General features: G+C 43.2%; 17 protein-coding genes and 1 pseudogene. 11 read left to right on the top strand and 7 right to left on the bottom strand.

Annotation, left to right across the window (positions count from 1 at the left end; genetic code table 11):
* Positions 1-124 precede the first annotated feature (124 nt).
* Positions 125-1,798, top strand: coding sequence for an NlpC/P60 family protein (locus BMZ06_RS14045; protein WP_089752791.1), 1,674 nt, complete (start codon positions 125-127; stop codon positions 1,796-1,798).
* A gap of 61 nt (positions 1,799-1,859) precedes the next feature.
* On the opposite strand, the gene BMZ06_RS14040 is transcribed toward BMZ06_RS14045, so the two are convergent.
* On the bottom strand, positions 1,860-3,035 hold the full coding sequence (locus BMZ06_RS14040; protein ID WP_089752790.1) for an aminotransferase: 1,176 nt from the start codon (positions 3,033-3,035) through the stop codon (positions 1,860-1,862).
* On the bottom strand, positions 3,032-3,529 hold the full coding sequence (locus BMZ06_RS14035) for an Lrp/AsnC family transcriptional regulator (protein WP_089752855.1): 498 nt from the start codon (positions 3,527-3,529) through the stop codon (positions 3,032-3,034). The genes BMZ06_RS14040 and BMZ06_RS14035 overlap by 4 nt, the downstream gene beginning before the upstream one ends.
* Before the next feature lie 175 nt (positions 3,530-3,704).
* Here BMZ06_RS14035 and BMZ06_RS14030 point away from each other — a divergent pair, with 175 nt between their 5' ends.
* From BMZ06_RS14030 to BMZ06_RS20455, 3 genes are all read left to right on the top strand, one after another.
* Positions 3,705-4,541 carry an aldo/keto reductase gene (locus BMZ06_RS14030; RefSeq protein WP_089752788.1) on the top strand — a complete coding sequence of 279 codons (837 nt, stop codon included), beginning with the start codon at positions 3,705-3,707 and terminating at the stop codon, positions 4,539-4,541.
* Between the two features lie 106 nt (positions 4,542-4,647).
* Positions 4,648-5,616: a nuclease-related domain-containing protein gene (locus BMZ06_RS14025; protein WP_089752786.1), complete on the top strand. Its 969-nt coding sequence runs from the start codon at positions 4,648-4,650 to the stop codon at positions 5,614-5,616.
* Positions 5,604-6,266 carry a ribosomal eL19 family protein gene (locus tag BMZ06_RS20455; protein ID WP_139205834.1) on the top strand — a complete coding sequence of 221 codons (663 nt, stop codon included), beginning with the start codon at positions 5,604-5,606 and terminating at the stop codon, positions 6,264-6,266. The genes BMZ06_RS14025 and BMZ06_RS20455 overlap by 13 nt, the downstream gene beginning before the upstream one ends.
* Here BMZ06_RS20455 and BMZ06_RS14015 read toward each other — a convergent pair.
* A complete protein-coding gene (locus BMZ06_RS14015) occupies positions 6,200-7,384 on the bottom strand; it encodes a M20 metallopeptidase family protein (RefSeq protein ID WP_245756018.1) in 1,185 nt (394 codons plus the stop codon). The two genes, BMZ06_RS20455 and BMZ06_RS14015, sit on opposite strands and share 67 nt — an antisense overlap.
* 141 nt (positions 7,385-7,525) lie before the next feature.
* On the opposite strand from BMZ06_RS14015, the gene BMZ06_RS14010 reads away from it, so the two are divergent.
* From BMZ06_RS14010 to BMZ06_RS13995, 4 genes are all read left to right on the top strand, one after another.
* Positions 7,526-8,065 carry a 3-dehydroquinate synthase II domain-containing protein gene (locus tag BMZ06_RS14010; RefSeq protein WP_089752779.1) on the top strand — a complete coding sequence of 180 codons (540 nt, stop codon included), beginning with the start codon at positions 7,526-7,528 and terminating at the stop codon, positions 8,063-8,065.
* Positions 8,066-8,507: 442 nt separating this feature from the next.
* Complete coding sequence (locus BMZ06_RS14005; protein WP_089752776.1) at positions 8,508-8,930, top strand: CBS domain-containing protein; 423 nt, start codon at positions 8,508-8,510, stop codon at positions 8,928-8,930.
* 137 nt (positions 8,931-9,067) lie between these two features.
* Positions 9,068-9,469 carry a glucose starvation-inducible protein B gene (locus BMZ06_RS14000; RefSeq protein WP_089752774.1) on the top strand — a complete coding sequence of 134 codons (402 nt, stop codon included), beginning with the start codon at positions 9,068-9,070 and terminating at the stop codon, positions 9,467-9,469.
* A gap of 77 nt (positions 9,470-9,546) precedes the next feature.
* Positions 9,547-9,729, top strand: a complete 183-nt coding sequence (locus BMZ06_RS13995) for a YjzC family protein (protein WP_089752772.1) — start codon at positions 9,547-9,549, stop codon at positions 9,727-9,729.
* A gap of 144 nt (positions 9,730-9,873) precedes the next feature.
* Here BMZ06_RS13995 and BMZ06_RS13990 read toward each other — a convergent pair whose 3' ends face one another.
* Positions 9,874-10,794: a DMT family transporter gene (locus BMZ06_RS13990; RefSeq protein ID WP_089752770.1), complete on the bottom strand. Its 921-nt coding sequence runs from the start codon at positions 10,792-10,794 to the stop codon at positions 9,874-9,876.
* A gap of 320 nt (positions 10,795-11,114) precedes the next feature.
* Between BMZ06_RS13990 and BMZ06_RS13985 the strand changes: the two genes are divergently transcribed.
* On the top strand, positions 11,115-11,411 hold the full coding sequence (locus tag BMZ06_RS13985) for a hypothetical protein (protein WP_089752853.1): 297 nt from the start codon (positions 11,115-11,117) through the stop codon (positions 11,409-11,411).
* 64 nt (positions 11,412-11,475) lie between these two features.
* Here BMZ06_RS13985 and BMZ06_RS13980 read toward each other — a convergent pair whose 3' ends face one another.
* Positions 11,476-13,167: a M4 family metallopeptidase gene (locus tag BMZ06_RS13980; RefSeq protein ID WP_089752768.1), complete on the bottom strand. Its 1,692-nt coding sequence runs from the start codon at positions 13,165-13,167 to the stop codon at positions 11,476-11,478.
* A gap of 234 nt (positions 13,168-13,401) precedes the next feature.
* Positions 13,402-13,509 (bottom strand): annotated as a pseudogene (locus tag BMZ06_RS21210) (hypothetical protein); the annotation flags it as partial.
* Positions 13,510-13,902: 393 nt separating this feature from the next.
* Here BMZ06_RS21210 and glaH point away from each other — a divergent pair.
* Complete coding sequence (glaH, locus tag BMZ06_RS13975) at positions 13,903-14,838, top strand: glutarate dioxygenase GlaH (protein ID WP_089752766.1); 936 nt, start codon at positions 13,903-13,905, stop codon at positions 14,836-14,838.
* Positions 14,839-14,852: 14 nt separating this feature from the next.
* A complete protein-coding gene (lhgO, locus tag BMZ06_RS13970) occupies positions 14,853-16,058 on the top strand; it encodes an L-2-hydroxyglutarate oxidase (RefSeq protein WP_089752764.1) in 1,206 nt (401 codons plus the stop codon).
* 109 nt (positions 16,059-16,167) lie between these two features.
* Here the strand turns inward: lhgO and BMZ06_RS13965 are convergent, their stop codons facing one another.
* Positions 16,168-17,166 carry a hypothetical protein gene (locus BMZ06_RS13965; protein WP_089752761.1) on the bottom strand — a complete coding sequence of 333 codons (999 nt, stop codon included), beginning with the start codon at positions 17,164-17,166 and terminating at the stop codon, positions 16,168-16,170.
* Positions 17,167-17,746: the final 580 nt, after the last annotated feature.

The following is a 17,746-nucleotide window of genomic DNA, read 5'->3' as shown; positions in this document are numbered from 1 at the left end:
GACTCTGTTCCAATATTTGCATAAAATTAACGTCCGTTTATTGAAGACTTTACATTTCGAGTCGATATAGCTTTTAGAGACAAATATCGACGTTTCAATAAACTTTAGGAGGAATGAGATTCCCATGGCCAGACGTACATATGTAAAACGGGCGATCGCATCGGTTGTTTTGCCCATCGCTCTTCTTATCCCTCTGCATACAGTAGATGCAGGGTCCAAACAGTTTTCTGATGTGAATGAGGGAACGATCTATTATGAACCGATCCATGCGCTTGCAGATAAAGAAATTGTTCAAGGCTATACGGATGGAGAATTTAAATATCGATCAGAAATTACCAGGGCGGAAGCGGCGCTTATGATTACCCGTCTATTAAACTTAGATACGGAAAATGCTCCTCCTGCTCCATTTACGGATGTTAAGCAGGGAGAATGGTATTCAGGAGCAGTCAATGCTTTATACCATGCAGGAATCATTGTAGGAAACGGTAATGGTTTATTTGGCACCAATGAAGATATTACCCGGGCAGAGTTATCTAAGATCATCGTAGAGGGATACAATCTTGAAATGCAGGAAGGGAATGCTTTACCCTTTGAAGATGTGAATAACCAGGCCTGGTACACCGATTATCTTCGTGTCTTATATTCGCATGGGCTGATTTCAGGCACATCTGCGACTACGTTTGAACCAAATGAGCCTATGATCCGTGGTGATTTTGCCTTGCTATCCTATAACACCGAATTTGGATATGGTGATTTGTTCCTTGAGCTTGAGGAAGCGGTGGCGATCAGTGCCTATCAAATCTCGGCAACTTTTAACAATGAGGAAACAGCTGTCATCCACCTGGATCAGCCTCTTGAAGAAGGGGAAAATACGAGAACATTCACTTACAAAGGGGAAACGTATGAAGAGCGCTTGAACTATGAATTAATATATCCAAAAGACATCGCGCTTGAAAATGATTATGTAGCTGCGGCGCTTCCGTATCTTGGCATTCCGTATTTATTCGGTGGAGAAACAACAGAAGGGTTTGACTGCTCAGCTTTTACGAGGCGTGTCTATGAAGAGGCGAAAGATATATTTCTTCCCAGGTCTACGGATCTGCAGTGGGAGGTAGGACAGGATGTAGCTCTTGAAGACATTCAAGTAGGCGATGTAGTATTTTTCAGCAATACATACCGGGAAGGAATCTCGCATAACGGTATTTATGTAGGAAACGGGAAAATCATCCACTCTTCGAGAACCTACGGCATCAGCATAGCTTCGCTGAGTTCTTCCTATTGGCAGAAGAAATTTACCGGGGTGAAAAGGTTCGAGAATTTACGAATTCCCGAAGAAGATCCGATTGTGTCAGAAGCAACGAAGTACATAGGCGAATCTCCTTATTTAGCTGGAGGTACGACTCCGGAAGGCTTCGGGGCGGCTGAATTTATTCAATATGTATTTATGGAAGCGGAAGGAATTGAGCTGCCTGCGGATGGCTATGCTCAGATGGAAATCGGGGACGACGTCGCAAGAGAAGACCTGCAACCCGGAGACATCGTCTTCCTGGAAGCGAATTATATGAACCCGACGATCTATGTAGGCAATGGGCAGATCGTTCATGTTACAGTATCAAAAGGAGTCACGGTGACAAACTTAGTGACAAGCAGTTTCTGGGGACCGAAATATGTAGGTGCGAAACGTGTAACTAAGGAAAATTACGATGATGCCCCGGAACCTGAGGAGCCGGAAGATCCCGAGAATCCTCCCGAGGATCCGGAAGACCCACCAGAAAACTCGGAAGATCCTGTGAATTAAAACAAAACCACCTCCCCGAGCGACGGGGAGGTGGTTTTTGTGATCGTCATTTATATCTGACTTACCGTTTTGGGGTCCGGCTTTCAACAAATCGTTTCATGCGGTCCATTGCCTTATCAAGCTGTTTCAGGGAAGTGGCATAGGAGCAGCGGATATAGCCTTCTCCACTTTCTCCGAAGACATCACCAGGAACGACAGCGACCTGCTCTTCGTGGAGCAATTGCTCGGCAAATTCAGCGGAGGATAATCCGGTGGCTTTAATGGAAGGGAAAGCATAGAAAGCGCCGCCCGGGTTCGGACAGTCGAGTCCCATTTCATTTAAACTTGTTACGATAAAGTTTCTACGCTGCTTATAGCTCTCGAACATATCCCGCACACTCGGACGTCCGTTTTTCATCGCTTCAAGCGCCGCGTGCTGAGCCATGGTCGGTGCGCACATCATCGTATATTGATGAATTTTTACCATGGCCGCAATCAGATCCGGTGGCCCAGCCGCATAACCGAGGCGCCAGCCAGTCATTGCGAATGCTTTAGAAAAACCACTGATCAGAATGGTCCGCTCCTTCATTCCAGCAAGGGAAGGGAAACTCGTATAGGAAGCGTCATACGTAAGTTCCGCGTATATTTCATCTGACAGCGCCACTAAATCGTACTTCTCAATCACCTCAGCAATCGGTTCCAGTTCCTCTTTCGTTAAAAAGGTGCCTGTGGGATTGTTCGGGTTGCAGAGCATGATCGCTTTCGTTCTTGGGGTAACTGCTTCTTCAATGGCTTCAGCGGTGAGTTTGAATTCATTATCAGCTTCTGCCTGGATCGTGACAGGCGTCCCTCCGGCAAGACTGACGGTAGGAACATAAGCCACAAAGCTTGGTTCGACCACGATGACTTCATCTCCCGGTTCGACGACCGCCCTCAAAGCAAGATCAATGGCTTGACTTGCACCTACCGTAACAATCACCTGTTCGGCAGGATCATAGTCCAACTGGAAATTCCCATGTAGATATGTGCTGATTTCTTTCCGCAGTTCGATCATCCCTGCATTTTCCGTGTAAGATGTATACCCTTGCTCAAGAGAATGGAAGCTTTGCTCGATAAAGTTCCAAGGGGTGACGAAGTCCGGCTCACCGACTCCCAGGGAAATGACATCCTCCATTTGGGCGGCGACGTCAAAAAAACGGCGGATCCCCGATGGTTTCAGATTCTCCACATTCTTCGATACGAACGACTTTTTACTCATGGAGATACCACTATTCTTTTATCATCTTCATCATCGTCTTCCAGAATAAAGCCGTCATGCTTGTACCTTTTCAAGACAAAATGAGTAGTGGTGGATAGAACGGAATCAAGGGCCGACAGCTTCTCGGAAATGAACTTACCGATATCCATCATCGTCTTTCCATTAACCGTTACGGACAAATCATAGGCTCCGGACATTAAATACACCGCTTTCACCTCAGGAAAACGATAAATACGCTCGGCCACTTTATCAAAACCGACTCCTCGTGCCGGTGTCACTTTCACATCCACCATAGCCGTGACTTCCTCGTGCTCTACGACCTTTGCCCAATCAATCAAAGTGGAATAGCCAAGGATCGCTTTTTTGTCTTCGAGGTCATAAATGACCTGCTGAATTTCTTTTTCACTTCTTCCCATCATCTTGGCGATTTTAGCTACACCTAAATTTGCATTCTTCTCAATAATCTTCAAAACCTGAATTTCTGTCTCTTTCAATGGAGTCACCTACTTTCCTTCTATCCCATCATTTTAACAGTATTAGGTATAAACGAGAACCTTGTTTCAGAGATATTTACATAATAGCTTACCAACCATCAAAATAAGAGCGAATGTTTGGAAAATTATTCATTAAAATGATACGCTGAGATCATCTTTATGGAAGGAGTCGATTATGAGTATTCCAAACATTACACTTCATGATGGTTTGACCTTGCCAGCGATAGGCTTTGGCACTTACAAATTGAACGGAAATGCTGGCGTTCAAGCAATCACAAGCGCCATTGATACTGGATATCGACTAATTGATACCGCTTATAACTATGAAAACGAAGGAACCGTTGGAGAAGCGGTCAGCCGCAGTTCCATTCCAAGGGAACAACTGATCATAACCTCGAAGCTTCCAGGTCGTTACCAGACCTATGATAAAGCTGTTACAGCGATCCAGGAATCCCTATACCGTGCTGCTCTTGATTACTATGATCTGTATTTAATTCACTGGCCTAATCCTAAACAGGATCATTACGTAGAGGCCTGGCAGGCTTTAATTGATGCGAAAAAATGGGGGCTGATTCGTTCCATCGGCGTATGTAACTTCCTGCCTGAACATTTGGAACGCCTGGAAAACGAGACGGGCGTGAAGCCGAGCTTGAACCAAATCGAACTGCATCCATTTTTCAATCAGGAAGAGCAGCGGATCTTTAACGATGAACATGAAATTAAAACAGAATCCTGGAGTCCACTCGCCAAAGCAAGTGAGATTATTCATAATGAAACGCTGCAGAAAATAGCAGACGAGCATAATAAAACAACCTCGCAAGTGGTCTTACGCTGGCACCATCAGCTAGGAGCGATCCCGATTCCGAAATCAGCTTCCCCTGAGCGCCAGCTTGAAAACCTGTCTATATTTGATTTCTCACTCAGTGATGATGAGATGGGAATGATTGCTGAACTAACCCGTCCGGACGGTCGATTGAATGACCAAGATCCGGCGGAGTATGAAGAATTTTAATGATCGAACAGCGCATCCACGAGGGTGCGCTTTTTTATTGCCAAAAAGAGGAAAAACAGATTTAATAGAAATAGACTCATTAATTTAAGAAAGAAGTGAGAAACTATTGAATCGTAAAAAAAGAAGTGTGCCTCTTATATTGAGACAGGAAGAAGCTCTTTACCGCCGGCTGCCAGATCAATATGAGAAAAGAAGAAATATAGAGCATTCCATTCAAAAGAGGTGGGCGGGTTACCGCGGTGAACTTGCGCTGGATTACTTTCTTGATTTTCTCCCCAAAACCACTTTTCATGTGTTCGAAGATCTTCGTCTCTTTACAAGTGGCAAAACTTTTCAGATCGATACCCTACTTTTAACCCCTCACGCAGGCTTCATTATAGAAGTTAAAAATATCTCCGGAACGATTATATACGAAGGAAACTCTCAGCCCTTTCGACGAATTTTACAAGGAAAAGAAGAGCGACTTCCGAACCCAATTGCACAAGTGAACCGCCAGAAAATCCAGCTTGAGCATTGGTTTCATGCACGCGGCATACACGATTATCCGATTATTCCTCATGTGGCCCTCAGCAGCCCCTCTACTAATATGGATCTGCAAGCAGATCCAACTGTCCCCATTACTCACCTGGATGAAACCATAGAGAGAATTCAAGAGGTATATTCTTTATATAAAAGGAGGAAAAGTTTTGAACTTGGCCGTATCTCAGAAAAGCTTGTAGAGAGGCATCGCCCCTATTATTCTGATATTCTCGGAGCTTATTCAATCCCTGCTTCCACTATAGAGACGGGAGTTCAATGCCCAGAGTGCCAGCGTTATGCTATGGCTAGAATTAGAAGACTATGGGAATGTCCTTTTTGTAAAACTCGTTCTAGTGAAGCGCATTATCAAGCGATAGCAGACTATTTCCTATTATTTGGACAATCCATGACTAATAAAGAATGTCGTGAGTTTTTACATCTCTCTTCACGATATTCGATGACTAAATTATTAAAACGGTCAAGTCTTGTAGTGGAAGGGGAAACAAAAGGAAGAATTTATCAAATGCCGGCTAATATAGAAAAATGGTTAAAGTAATTATAGAGAGTTCGTGGCCTGAATATATTACGCACGGCCCAATCGAGGGAGCGCACGGCCCAATCGGGGGAGATCACGGCCCAATCAGGGAAGAGCACGGCCCAATCGAGGGAGCGCACGGCCCAATCGGTGGAGATGACGGCCCAATCGGGGAAGCGCACGGCCCAATCGGGGGGGAGCACGGCCCAATCAGGGAAGAGGACGGCCCAATCGAGGGAGCGCACGGCCCAATCGAGGGAGCGCACGGCCCAATCAGGGAAGAGGACGGCCCAATCGAGGGAGATGACGGCCCAATCGGAGGAGCGCACGGCCCAATCGGGGGAGAGCACGGCCCAATCGGGGAAGATGACGGCCCAATCGAGGGAGGTAATGGCCCAATCGAGAGAGAGCACGGCCCAATCGAGGGAGATGACGGCCCAATCGGGGAAGCGCACGGCCCAATCGAGGGAGCGCACGGCCCAATCGGGAAGCGCACGGCCCAATCATGGAGGAAACATCGCCCCTCCATGCAATTTACGCCCCTCCTCTCCACCTTGAAAATAAGAAAAGCTTGCAAAGTTCTCATCTCTGCAAGCTTTCCCCATTATTTATACTTCCTTAAATCCTCCGTCATCGACAGCGCCCACTGCGTCAAAGTCGCAGAACCATAAGGAAGGGCTTCCTCATCGAGATCAAACTGTGGATGATGAAGAGGATAAACGGCTTCTTTTTCTTCATTTCTAACTCCAAGACGGAAAAAGATCGCTGGAATCTTCTCAGCGTAAAAGGAAAAGTCTTCTCCGCCCATAGACGGTGGGATGACAGAAAACCTTCCCGGACCGAATACATCGTGCACGGCTTGCTCTACCGAAGGAAGCAGGTCCTCGTCATTTACAAGCGGAGGATAGAAATATTGGTAGTGGAAATGATAATCCATCCCGAATCCCTGGGTAATTCCTTTAATGATACTTTCCATTTTCGCTTCGATTGAATCACGAACTTCCGGGTCCAGTGTGCGGACGGTTCCGCCAATTGAAACTCTTGGAGCGATCGCATTGTTCGCCGACCCGCCGTGAATCTGGCCGACGGTAAGTACCGTAGGAGATAAAGGATTCACCTGGCGGCTGACGACCTGCTGCAGAGAACTGATCACTTCAGAAGCGACACTGATAGGATCTGCTGCTTTATGAGGTTGCGCCGCGTGTCCGCCTTTTCCAATAACCTCAAGGTCAAAAAAGTCAGCGGCTGCACAGGCTTCTTTTTGTGCACAGGTTACTTGCCCAGTAGGATAATCCGGATTGACGTGAAGACCAGCCATTACGTCGATCTCAGGGTTTTCAAGAACACCCTCTTCGATCATCGTTCGAGCTCCAAACAGTGCTTCCTCCGCCGGTTGAAATACAAGCTTGATCTTGCCTTGTTTAGGAGGGTTATCTTTTAATAGCTTCGCTGCCCCTAGCAGCATAGTGGTATGTCCATCATGTCCGCATAAATGGGCTTTACCTGGTGTGTTGGAAGCATAGTCTGCTGTTTTTTCGTCCTGGATAGGAAGAGCATCCATGTCGGCTCTTAATCCGACCGTGGGTCCAGGGTTTCCAGAGTCGAGTAATGCCACCACCCCGGTTTTCGCGATCACGTAAGGTTCATAACCGAATTCTTTCAGTTTTTCCTGTACAAAGCGGGATGTATTATATTCTTCATACCCTGTCTCCGGGTTTTGATGTAAGTATTGTCGCCACTGGGTCAAATCCGCTTGCGTGGATTGTGCTTGTTCCAACAACGTTGTCATCCAATCACCTCTGTTCTTTTTATTAACCATGACACATCCGAACCTCTAAGGACAACTATTTATTCGAATTTTCTATCTTCGAGACTATTTTATGGGTCTGATATACTTTGTTTATCAAGAAAAAGGAGGTTCATTCAATCCATGACGATCAAAAATGAATATATAGAAGTAACTAAGATTGAAGAAATCGGTGAAGGCATGAGAGTTTGTCTTGATTTTATCGACATACTTGATCCGGAGGACGGACTCTATATAGGAAATACAGGACATGGATACGTCAAAGTACTTTCCGAAAATCGAGAGTCGGACGGCTATCCGCCTCGTCCCTTTCGTATTAACTGCGGCGCATTTCATCAATACTTATATCAAGAAGAAAAAACGTATTACTTACATGAACTGAACCCGGGAGAAAGCTTGTTTTTATCTGGAAAAGAGGACCGGGAGCTCCCTCTTGGACGTGTGAAGGTCGAGAAGCGCCCATTTGTAAGGATTGAATGTCAGACGGAAGAAGGGATAATTTCGGCCACGCTGCAAAAGTCCTCGAGCGTGTATGTGATGGAAGAGAATGAAGGAGAACTCCCCCTGCTCAGTCTGGAAGTTGGACATCGACTGCTCGGGATCAGGGATAAGCCTGGCCGGCATTTAGGAACGCAAGTGGATGAAATTATTTGGGAGAAATAAACGGGCAATGCTTCCGCAAATGAGGGTGGAAGCATTGTTTTTTATTCACCTTAAATTACAGCTTTAACGATTTCTAGTTTCGCTGTTACATAAGAAGAAACGAACGATAGCTACGAAGATGAATAAGAAACCATATCCTAAAGCGGTGGTCATCTTTTTACTCTCCTTTCATTATTTTTTGTAGTGGAAAAGTGTAGGAAACCTTTATGGTAACCCGAAAGCACTTTTCTCCATTTATTATTTTTATATAATTCATTCCTTTTCCGTTTAAATGAAAAAATAAACTACAATCTTCTATATCAAGCTAAAATCTGACTAAAGTCATAACGTCTCCATTGCCTCCTAAGACAATTGTAGGAAATGGAAGCAACCTTGTTTGAAATTACCATTAAAAGTAAAAAGAACTAATATAAATCAAATCAATTAGAAAGGTGGAGGAATGATGACAGCACTAAAAGAGTATATGAATGCGAATCTTACGACTTGCGAGGCCTCCGATAACTTATCAGAAGTAGCCAAATGCATGAGAGAAGAAGATGTTGGGTTTGTACCAATTGTCGAAGAAGGCAAATATGCAGGCGTTGTTACAGACCGCGATATCGTAGTAAAAGGGCTTGCTAAAGGGTCGCCCGATGATGTAAAAGCTTCTGATATTATGACGGAAAAAATTATTACAGGTTCCTCAGATATGGAAATAGCTGAAGCTGCTCGTTTAATGCAAGATCATCAGATTCGCCGCCTGCTTGTTGTGGACCAAGATACCATCCGTGGTGTGGTGAGTATAGGAGATATAGGAAAACAGGGATCTGATGAAATAGCTGGAAACATTATGAGTGAAACGGCCAAAGGCTCAAGCAACAATTAAAAAAGAAGTAATAGTACCATGATCCACTTAAACCTGATTAGTTATATTAAAAAAATATTACAAGTAAATATTTGGGTTTGATCTCCATGTGATTGGTGGTAAGTATTTTATATCTTATTCAAAGGAGGCAAAATAAAATGGCTAAGAACAATAATCAAAATCAAAACCAAACCATGAGTCGAGAAGAAGCTGGTCGTAAGGGTGGAGAGAAGACAAGCCGCAAATACGATCAAGAACATTTCGAGAATATTGGTCAAAAAGGTGGCGAAACTACAAGCCAGGAGTACAGCCAAAAGCACTTTGAAGATATCGGTCAAAAAGGTGGAGAGACCACCAGCGAAGAGTACAGTCAAGAACACTTTGAGGAAATAGGCAAGAAGGGCGGAGAAACAACCGCTAAAGAACATGATCAAGAATTTTATGAAGAAATCGGCCAAAAAGGCGGAGAAACGACAAGTGATAAGTACGGAGAAAAACATTTTGAGAAGATTGGTAAAAAAGGCGGCCGCAACTCAGGTAATGGTTCTAGCAATAACTAAGAGCTGCAGCCGCTGATCAAATAAAGCTGGGAACTTTATTTAATTTTGAATTATTATTATAACGGAGGGATATTATCATGGCAAACAACCAGTTTAAAACAGGTGAAAAAGCTCCAGAATCCGGTAACTATAAAGTAGACAAACTTGTAAGTGGAAACAATAAATCTAGTGACAATACAGAAATCAGTTTGAATGAAGGCGATCAGTTCCCGCCTTCTCCATCTGAAAACGAAGCAGCTTATTGGGTGAAGTCATCCTAATAGCTTTATAAAATCCTCTGCCATGCGGCAGGGGATTTTTTGAGGTCAGTTATCTGTAAGCATCTTATTGGTTTTCATAAGCGAGTCCTCCATTATCTAACCGATTAATGGAGGACTCGCTTTCTTATATATCTTTCCAATTAACTATCTTACTTTTTTCATATATTCAGAGGAAGTCAGGGGACGTTTTTGTTTAGGTTTCCAGGTAACAATAAAAATCCCGCACATGATCAGAAAGAACCCTATAAAGAATTGGGGCGACAAGGATTCATCTAACAACAGCCAACCTAGTAAAGCTCCGGTAAGAGGCTGAAAGAAGTAAAATAAAGAACCGACACCCGCTTCCATCAATTCCATCCCTTTGTTCCAAAAATAAAAACCCCCGGCCGTTGATACGATTCCTAGATAGAGTATGCCGGAAATAACGGTTAAATTAGGAATGGAGAATGAGGAATATTGAAGTTCTCCTATCATAAAAGGAACAGTCATCATCATCCCAAAAAAGATGCCGTACGCTGTGATTTCCAGCGATGAAAATTTGGAAGACGCTTTTTTTACATAAATAGATAGTAACGCCCAGCATACCGCTGCCATGAAAAGAATAAAGCTGCCCAGTAGGTAACTGTTCATTTGAGTGTTCCATTCAATTACAGTAACAACGCCAATTGAGGCGAGGAACAGAGAGGCTGCCTTCCGATAAGTAATTTCTTCTTTTAAAATAATTCTAGCAAAAACCACAATGAAGACGGGAGTGGTAGCAGTGATTAACGCTCCTGTGTGGGCATTGGATAGTTCCACTCCAATGAACTGGAAGGAAATCGTGACTAAATAACCTATGAAACCAATCCAGATCAACAACATCCAATCCCTTTTTGTTTTAGCAGCAGAAGGTTTTTTCCTTACTTTAATAATAGAAAAAAGCAAAAAGCAACCAATCAAATACCGGATACACATGAGCGTAAATGGCGGAATGAATTCCAGGACATATTTGCTGGCTACAAACATCCCGCCCCAAATACTAGCGGCTAAGGCCAAACAGATAGAACCAAGGACTTGCTGTTTCATTTTATCCCCCTACGTTATATAAGATATTTCAATATAATATTTAACACTATCCGGTATTTATTGATAATAAACGTGAAGTCTTTAAAAAAGATTATTTGTTATCTTTCGGGATAGTAGATTGAAGTTTTAAATTATATTGTAAAAATGAATGTTTGAACTGTAGATTGAAAATGGCTTTTCAATCTTAACCAACTACCAGTTGATAGACTCAGATATTTTCCGTCTAATTCTGTAGCTTGGTAAAGTGTTTTGTAGATAGAAGTGAAATGAAATTGTCATATGATATAATGAAAGAAACGAAAAATAAGGGATGGAGTAAGATGACTATTAAAACTAAACGGGATATTGAAGAGTTGTTGTCGTCTTTTTGTGATTTCGCGCAGTACGATGAGAAGGGTGCCAAGCACTATCTGGTGTTTGCGGACAAGGAACGGAGCGGAGACTGGACACTGATGGTTTATCGTGATGGTTTGATCACGGCACACGGCCGAGGCATAGATTATTGTGACGAAGGAGAGCGTGTGTTGAAGCGGGAAGAAGCGGGTAAATTTGTCTGGAAAAATCGTAAAGCTATCAATGCCGTAATTCGAGAGAAACGTAAGGTTACAACTTCATAGCTTAACTCATAAAGAAAGGCAGAGGTTCTATAACCTCTGCCTTTCTTTATCTTTCATTCAATACTTATTCGGTAATTCCTACTTGATTCAATCCATCTTTTGTTGCCTGGACCTCTGCACTATTGGATCCGTATAGATCAACAGCTGACTGAATCAAGGATTCTCTAGCGTGACTGAAATCAGACTCTGGAGTCAGATAAACCGTCAGTGCGCGATAATAGATCTGCCCTAGTTTATCCTTGCCAATTTGTTCTCCTGTTAGGTATGCTGCATGGTTGATGATGGAAGAGTTGATATGGACACCGCCATTATCCAACTCTAACGGGAGGCCATAGTATTGGTCCATGTGAGATGGATACTTTCCGTTTCCATCTCCATATGACGTATATTTTTCCCCAACTGCATACTTACTAGGGTTGCTCAGACTGCGAAGAGAGGTACGGCCCGATTCTCTCGCGTCTTCTGCCATAATGTCTTCCCCGATTTCCCAATCCTCCTCATCTACTAAAGCACCGAAGATATCAGAAAAGGCTTCATTAAGCGCTCCGGATTGGTTACGATATTTCAAGCCAGCGGAGTAAGTGGTAACCCCGTGCGCCATTTCGTGCGCCGCTACATCCAGACCGGCGGATAGAGGTACGAAAAATTCGCCATCACCGTCACCGTAGGTCATTTGCTCCCCGTTCCAAAACGCATTGTTGTAATCCTGGCCAAAATGAACCGAGGATTTGATGGCCATGCCCTCTCCATCAATGGAGTTGCGATCATGTTCTTCCAGGAAGTACTCGTAAACTTGTTCAGAATTGTAGTGTGCATCCACAGCAGGGCTGTCATAAGAATCTTTAAATGCTGCATCTGGGGAGCTGAAAAGGACCCCAGGGAACTGAAGATCACTATCGCCCCATTGATTTTTCATATCATAGGTATAAATCCCTTCCAAGTCCTCGTGGGAATTATCAAACAGGTAAAAGTTTGTTCCCGATTGAACGGATTTATCGTTTTTATGTGTGATGTGAAGCTGGCGTTGATCCCCTAGCACACCAATTCCAGCGCCCTTGGACGATTTATAATCCTGTGCGTGCATAATTTTGTTGTATTGATCTATAACTTCGCCGGAATTCGCATCGACATAAACAGACCAGTTCCCCGGATTATCACCCAGGAAATTCACATTTACTTTGTAAGCTAAATGATTTTCACCTTGAAACGAGTAATAAACGAGCGCCGAGTCTGGTGATTCTACCAGCTGATCCGGAGCGTCAACTGCTTTTTTAGCACGTTTTACACTTTCCAAGGCTGATAGGGAAGCTTTGGAAGGAAGCCCTTCCTTTTCAATCGCATCGTTGAATTGTCCGCTAACCGATTGAACGCGATTATCGCTGCTGTAATGCACGGTAACCTCGTTACCTTCGACAGGAATATTGTTTTTCTTCTGCTGGAGCTTAACGTGAGTCATGCCTAGCTCATCTTTCGTAACTTTCGTCGATTCCAGACTTTCTTCAGGTTTATCCATATTGAACTTCGCTTTATTTTTATTTAAAAATTCCTTCGCAGATTTGCCATCTGCTGATGTTTGTTTTTCTGACTGCATCTCTTTGACAAAGAAAGGTTTTCCTTTACCTTCACTATGTACTTTCTTCTGAACAACCTCTGTGTTTGCATTTGGACTTACAGCGAGTGTTTGCGCTGGTGAAACGGTCCCCATAAATAAAGCAGAGGATAAAACAGCTACTGGTATCACGTGTTTTTTCTTCATAAAATACCTCCCAGGTGTAATGTAACCAATTATAGGAAAAATAGGGAATTATATACAGAGTATTTTTAACTATCTTTATTTTCTGAAAATAATAGAGCGTGGTATAAAAAGACTATTATAGTGGAAAGTCATTTTAAGAAAAAAGACCGTCTATATCTTAGACGGCTTTCTCTATGAAACAAACATTTATTTTATTCATGAATGATTAAAATAATTTAAATATGAGACGAGTCACTAGTAGTGTTGCTTTGTACAGCACTCTTCCTCATGATCCATACATTCTATTAGATCTCTAGGCCCTGGCACGATCGAAAAGCATCCTGTAATAACATGATTTAATTTCTTATAATCTCCATCTAAGCTCCCTGATAGAAGAAAAGTAGGTTTATTGTGCCGCTTCGCTAATTATGAAGCGCAGTAGATTTTCACTTTTGCTTGAGATAAATCCCATTACTCAATTGATCATCCTTTTCTATTGACAGAATATTAAAACATCTATAAGGTAGATAATAGAAAGCAGCCCCATAGAAAGGAAGCCCCTTTCATTGTCCGGCTGCAACGTTAGTACAATAAGCAAATAACGTAACTGTTAAAACTGTCTAATCTCTACAGCGCCAGAGATTAACTCGCAGTTTAAAGCCAGTTTTCTTCCTTAAATGGAAGAGGACTGGCTTTTTTTGATTTTTATGGGCCCATAAAAATGTATTACTACAATTATTATGGAGGGAAATTAATATGTGTGCAGTAGAAATGAAGAAGGAGAGTCTTCCGTCAATTACAGGACAAGGATATTCTATTCAGCCGCATCCAAAGCATAATCGCTTATATCATATTGAATTTGAAGAACAGGTGATTGATCAATTTTTGCAGGAGGTTCAACACATTAGTGATGAGCAGTTGGAGTATATTCCTTACCAGCGGTTTATCACAGCAAATATACTGCTGAACTTAGTGGATGAGGACTTTGGAAACACGATCCGGACCCTTCTTCACGACCGGAATTCCGGTGGTTTTACAGTGGGACTGCAAGGGCGTACTGAGAATGCTCAGGATTATGTGAAATTCTCCACGGCCTTATCGCACCTGGCGGGCATTCCAAATTTTGATGCCATGTCAAAAAAATACTATGCACGCTTCTCTGTGAAGCATACGGATGACAGCGATTCGTATCTTCGTCAGGCGTACCGTCGCTTTACGCTTCATACGGATGGAACGTATGTGGATGAGCCGACGGATTGGCTGCTCATGATGAAGATGGAGGAAGAAAATGCAGTTGGAGGAAGCTCTCGATTACTGCACCTTGATGAATGGGAAGAATTTGATTACTTTTACAATCAACCACTTGCTTCCTATCCTTTCACCTACAAGGCGCCGGCCAGTAAAAACGTGTCGGAAGATGTACAGCGCAAACCGTTCTATGAATGGAATAATGGCCCCTGCATCTGTTTTATAGATCAGTTTGTGTTTCCGGAAACGATTGCTCAGGCTCAGTATCTGAAAGAATTGTCCCAATCTATGGAAAACTCAAAAGGGGTCATTGAACTGGAACTTCCAGTAGGAGATTTAGTAATGCTGAATAATCGTTTTTGGCTTCACGGCAGGGCCGGGTTTGAAGAGAATCCTGATTTGCATAGAGAATTACTTCGTCAGCGAGGACATTTTGTACAGTAGTAGGAGGAAGAAGAATGTATGATTATGTGATTATCGGCGGGGGTATTGTGGGGCTGTCCACAGCTCTTGCACTCATTCAGAAGAACGCCGGTGCTTCCATTATGGTTATTGAAAAGGAACAGGAGCTTTCTGCCCATCAGACTGGAAGAAATAGTGGGGTCATCCACTCAGGTGTCTATTACAAGCCTGGTAGTTTAAAAGCGCGGATGGCCATGCAGGGCAGAAACTCAATGGTAGAATTCTGCCAGACTCATGACGTTCCTCACGAAGTCTGCGGAAAAGTGCTGGTTGCAACCGAACAAGAGGAAGTTCCTCGTTTAGAAGCCCTGTACAATCGCGTTCAGGAAAATGGATTGAATGTGACGAGGATTGGGCGTGAAGAATTGCAGGAAATTGAACCCTACGCCAATGGGATCGAAGGACTCCGCGTTCCTTCAACAGGCATTGTTAATTATAAAAAGGTTAGTGTAAAAATAGCAGAATTGCTCAGGCAGGCCGGTGTCGAGTTTTCGTTCGGCTCAGCTGTCGAGACGATTGAGGAAGGTGCCGGCGAGGTTACCATAGAAACGAAAGAGTGCACACTGAAATCGCGCTTTCTCATAAACTGCGCAGGTCTTCACAGTGACCGTCTTGTCCGGATGGCAGGAATTCATACGGATCTGCAGATTGTTCCGTTTAGAGGAGAATATTTTAAATTAACCGAGGAAAAGAACTACTTGGTAAAAGGTCTGATTTATCCAATTCCGAACCCTGCTTTCCCTTTTCTCGGCGTTCATTTGACGAAAATGATGGACGGTGGCATCCATGCAGGACCAAACGCTGTACTAAGTTTTAAGCGTGAAGGATACAGAAAGACTGATTTTCACTGGAAAGATGCGTTTGATGTTTTATCATTCCCAGGGTTTTGGAAAATGGCAAGAGTCAATATGAAAGAAGGCATGAAGGAAATGGTGCGCTCCTTTCATAAAGAGAGCTTTGTGAAGAGCCTTCAGCGCCTGGTACCGGATATACAAGAAGAAGATGTAATTCCGACAGATGCTGGCGTACGGGCACAGGCGATGTTGAAGGATGGACGTCTCGTCGATGATTTTCATATCATTACGGGTAAGCGTTCTGTTCATGTGTGTAATGCACCATCACCAGCGGCTACGGCTTCTTTTGAAATCGGGAGAGAGATTGCGGAGCGGATTCCGCAGGTGGAACGAGTTCAAATGAGTTAAAAGAAGAGATCAGTGCATGGCACTGGTCTCTTTTAAATAGCAATTATACTGGAATCTAATAGAAAGTAGAATATTCTGCGTAGAGTCAAGTTTTGCTACTCTCTTGGACTTAGCAATTTCGTTTGTGGTACAGATCCATGATGGACATCGGTGTTTTCTCATTATCCTCGAAGTCGGAAGAGGAGTAATGTTCGTCAGACATGGAGTGATCTTTACTCACAGAGCCTGTTAATTTTTCCGGGAGTGAATTGGAATTCGTCAATACCCATGGCTCAGCAGGAACCTTGGCTTCGTCGGTATTCATTACCCCATGGAGGTACGCCGTTTTTCTAAGTTCTAAGGTTTCTTTCAAGTTAACAGCATAGGCAAGCAGACTCTCTAGTGTTTCACGGTCATATTCGTCCATCACATATGAACTCTCTTTCCTCATTCTCACAATAACAGTATCTTCTTCGTTCGGTCTTTCAACTACACCGAGTAAAAGGTTGTAAGGCCCGAAAAAGGAGTTGTAGTACCTTGTCGTACTGTAGGGATCAGCGATGATTTCTTCATAGACATTCTGTTCAAAATTCTCCAACTGAGAGTAAGAGACGATGTCAATTTCCATTTTGATGTCATTCTTAGTCGCTTTGATCAATTTATTAAATTCAGCAACCAAATACTCAACAATATCCGGAAGGTCCGTTCTCTTTTCTCTTACTAACTTGATGAGCGTATCCTCATGGTTTTTTAAGACTGAAGAAGTGAACCGGAAGTTACTGGCGATTGCTCGTTCTTTTTCTTCCCATTCCCCAAACTCCACCCCCAGTTTAAATACGGTTAAGCTCTTCAATGCGGATAAGGATAAGACTCTCGCAAAGAAAACTGTAAACATAATGAGAATAGCAACCACAAAAAGAGCTAGGAGGGAAGGTCGGATGAGATAGTCAATAAAGGTTTTCGGGCTTTCTGCATAGGCACTGGCTGAGATTTCATAATAGAAAAATGCTCCGTAAGCTATAGAACCAATAATGCCGAGGGTAACCAATATGAAATAAATTTCTTTTTGGTTATTCATAATCAGGCTTGCGGCTCTTGAGATCTTGCGCCAAATAGGTCCTTTATACATCTTTATCCCCTTTCTCTTTACTATATCTTACTCTTAGATTACTACATTTTTCCTCTTTATGAATTATTTTTTCTGGGTTCAGTTACCTCCTTGTTGTTATTACAGTAAAGCTCCCATTACTTGAAGACTCAGTTTCCAGATAAATGGGTCCGTTACGTTAGATGGATAAGGGTTGGCGGGGAAATAACTCGCTTTCCTATGGGAGAACGGTGAGCTTCCTCAGTCGTTTCACTCCCTGCGGGATCTCACCTAGTCCCTTCTCCCATGGGAGTCTCGCCATTTCCCCACCAACCCAGCGACCTCTTGTGAAACGTACCCTTCTAGAAGAGAAAGATTCTCCTTCTTAATCTGGATTACATGCTTTTATGACAGGCTATTGCGGGTCGTTACATCCTAAAAATAGCTGCACAATCATGTGGTCTAATTTCTTATTACGCATGTGATGTCTGAAGTGGTTTCGAGCATCTGATTTGGCTAGGTCCGGAGGGGGATGATGAAGACTCCTGTGGGATAAACATGATCGGTAAGATCCCGGAAGGCGAAGCCTGAGGAAGCTTACCACATGCCCACGGAAAGCGAA

Origin of the sequence: Halobacillus alkaliphilus (assembly GCF_900113125.1) — a bacterium.
Lineage (GTDB): Bacteria > Bacillota > Bacilli > Bacillales > Halobacillaceae > Halobacillus > Halobacillus alkaliphilus.
The sequence above is the reverse complement of the archived record's forward strand: the minus strand, read 5'-3'. Positions and strand labels throughout refer to the sequence as shown.

Coding starts and splice junctions, on each gene's coding strand:
- BMZ06_RS14045 (WP_089752791.1), top strand. CDS start 125: ATGGCCAGACGTACATATGTAAAACGGGCGATCGCATCGGTTGTTTTG.
- BMZ06_RS14040 (WP_089752790.1), bottom strand. CDS start 3,035: ATGAGTAAAAAGTCGTTCGTATCGAAGAATGTGGAGAATCTGAAACCA.
- BMZ06_RS14030 (WP_089752788.1), top strand. CDS start 3,705: ATGAGTATTCCAAACATTACACTTCATGATGGTTTGACCTTGCCAGCG.
- BMZ06_RS20455 (WP_139205834.1), top strand. CDS start 5,604: ATGGTTAAAGTAATTATAGAGAGTTCGTGGCCTGAATATATTACGCAC.
- BMZ06_RS14015 (WP_245756018.1), bottom strand. CDS start 7,384: ATGACAACGTTGTTGGAACAAGCACAATCCACGCAAGCGGATTTGACC.
- BMZ06_RS14010 (WP_089752779.1), top strand. CDS start 7,526: ATGACGATCAAAAATGAATATATAGAAGTAACTAAGATTGAAGAAATC.
- BMZ06_RS14005 (WP_089752776.1), top strand. CDS start 8,508: ATGACAGCACTAAAAGAGTATATGAATGCGAATCTTACGACTTGCGAG.
- BMZ06_RS14000 (WP_089752774.1), top strand. CDS start 9,068: ATGGCTAAGAACAATAATCAAAATCAAAACCAAACCATGAGTCGAGAA.
- BMZ06_RS13995 (WP_089752772.1), top strand. CDS start 9,547: ATGGCAAACAACCAGTTTAAAACAGGTGAAAAAGCTCCAGAATCCGGT.
- BMZ06_RS13990 (WP_089752770.1), bottom strand. CDS start 10,794: ATGAAACAGCAAGTCCTTGGTTCTATCTGTTTGGCCTTAGCCGCTAGT.
- BMZ06_RS13985 (WP_089752853.1), top strand. CDS start 11,115: ATGACTATTAAAACTAAACGGGATATTGAAGAGTTGTTGTCGTCTTTT.
- BMZ06_RS13980 (WP_089752768.1), bottom strand. CDS start 13,167: ATGAAGAAAAAACACGTGATACCAGTAGCTGTTTTATCCTCTGCTTTA.
- glaH (WP_089752766.1), top strand. CDS start 13,903: ATGTGTGCAGTAGAAATGAAGAAGGAGAGTCTTCCGTCAATTACAGGA.
- lhgO (WP_089752764.1), top strand. CDS start 14,853: ATGTATGATTATGTGATTATCGGCGGGGGTATTGTGGGGCTGTCCACA.
- BMZ06_RS13965 (WP_089752761.1), bottom strand. CDS start 17,166: ATGTATAAAGGACCTATTTGGCGCAAGATCTCAAGAGCCGCAAGCCTG.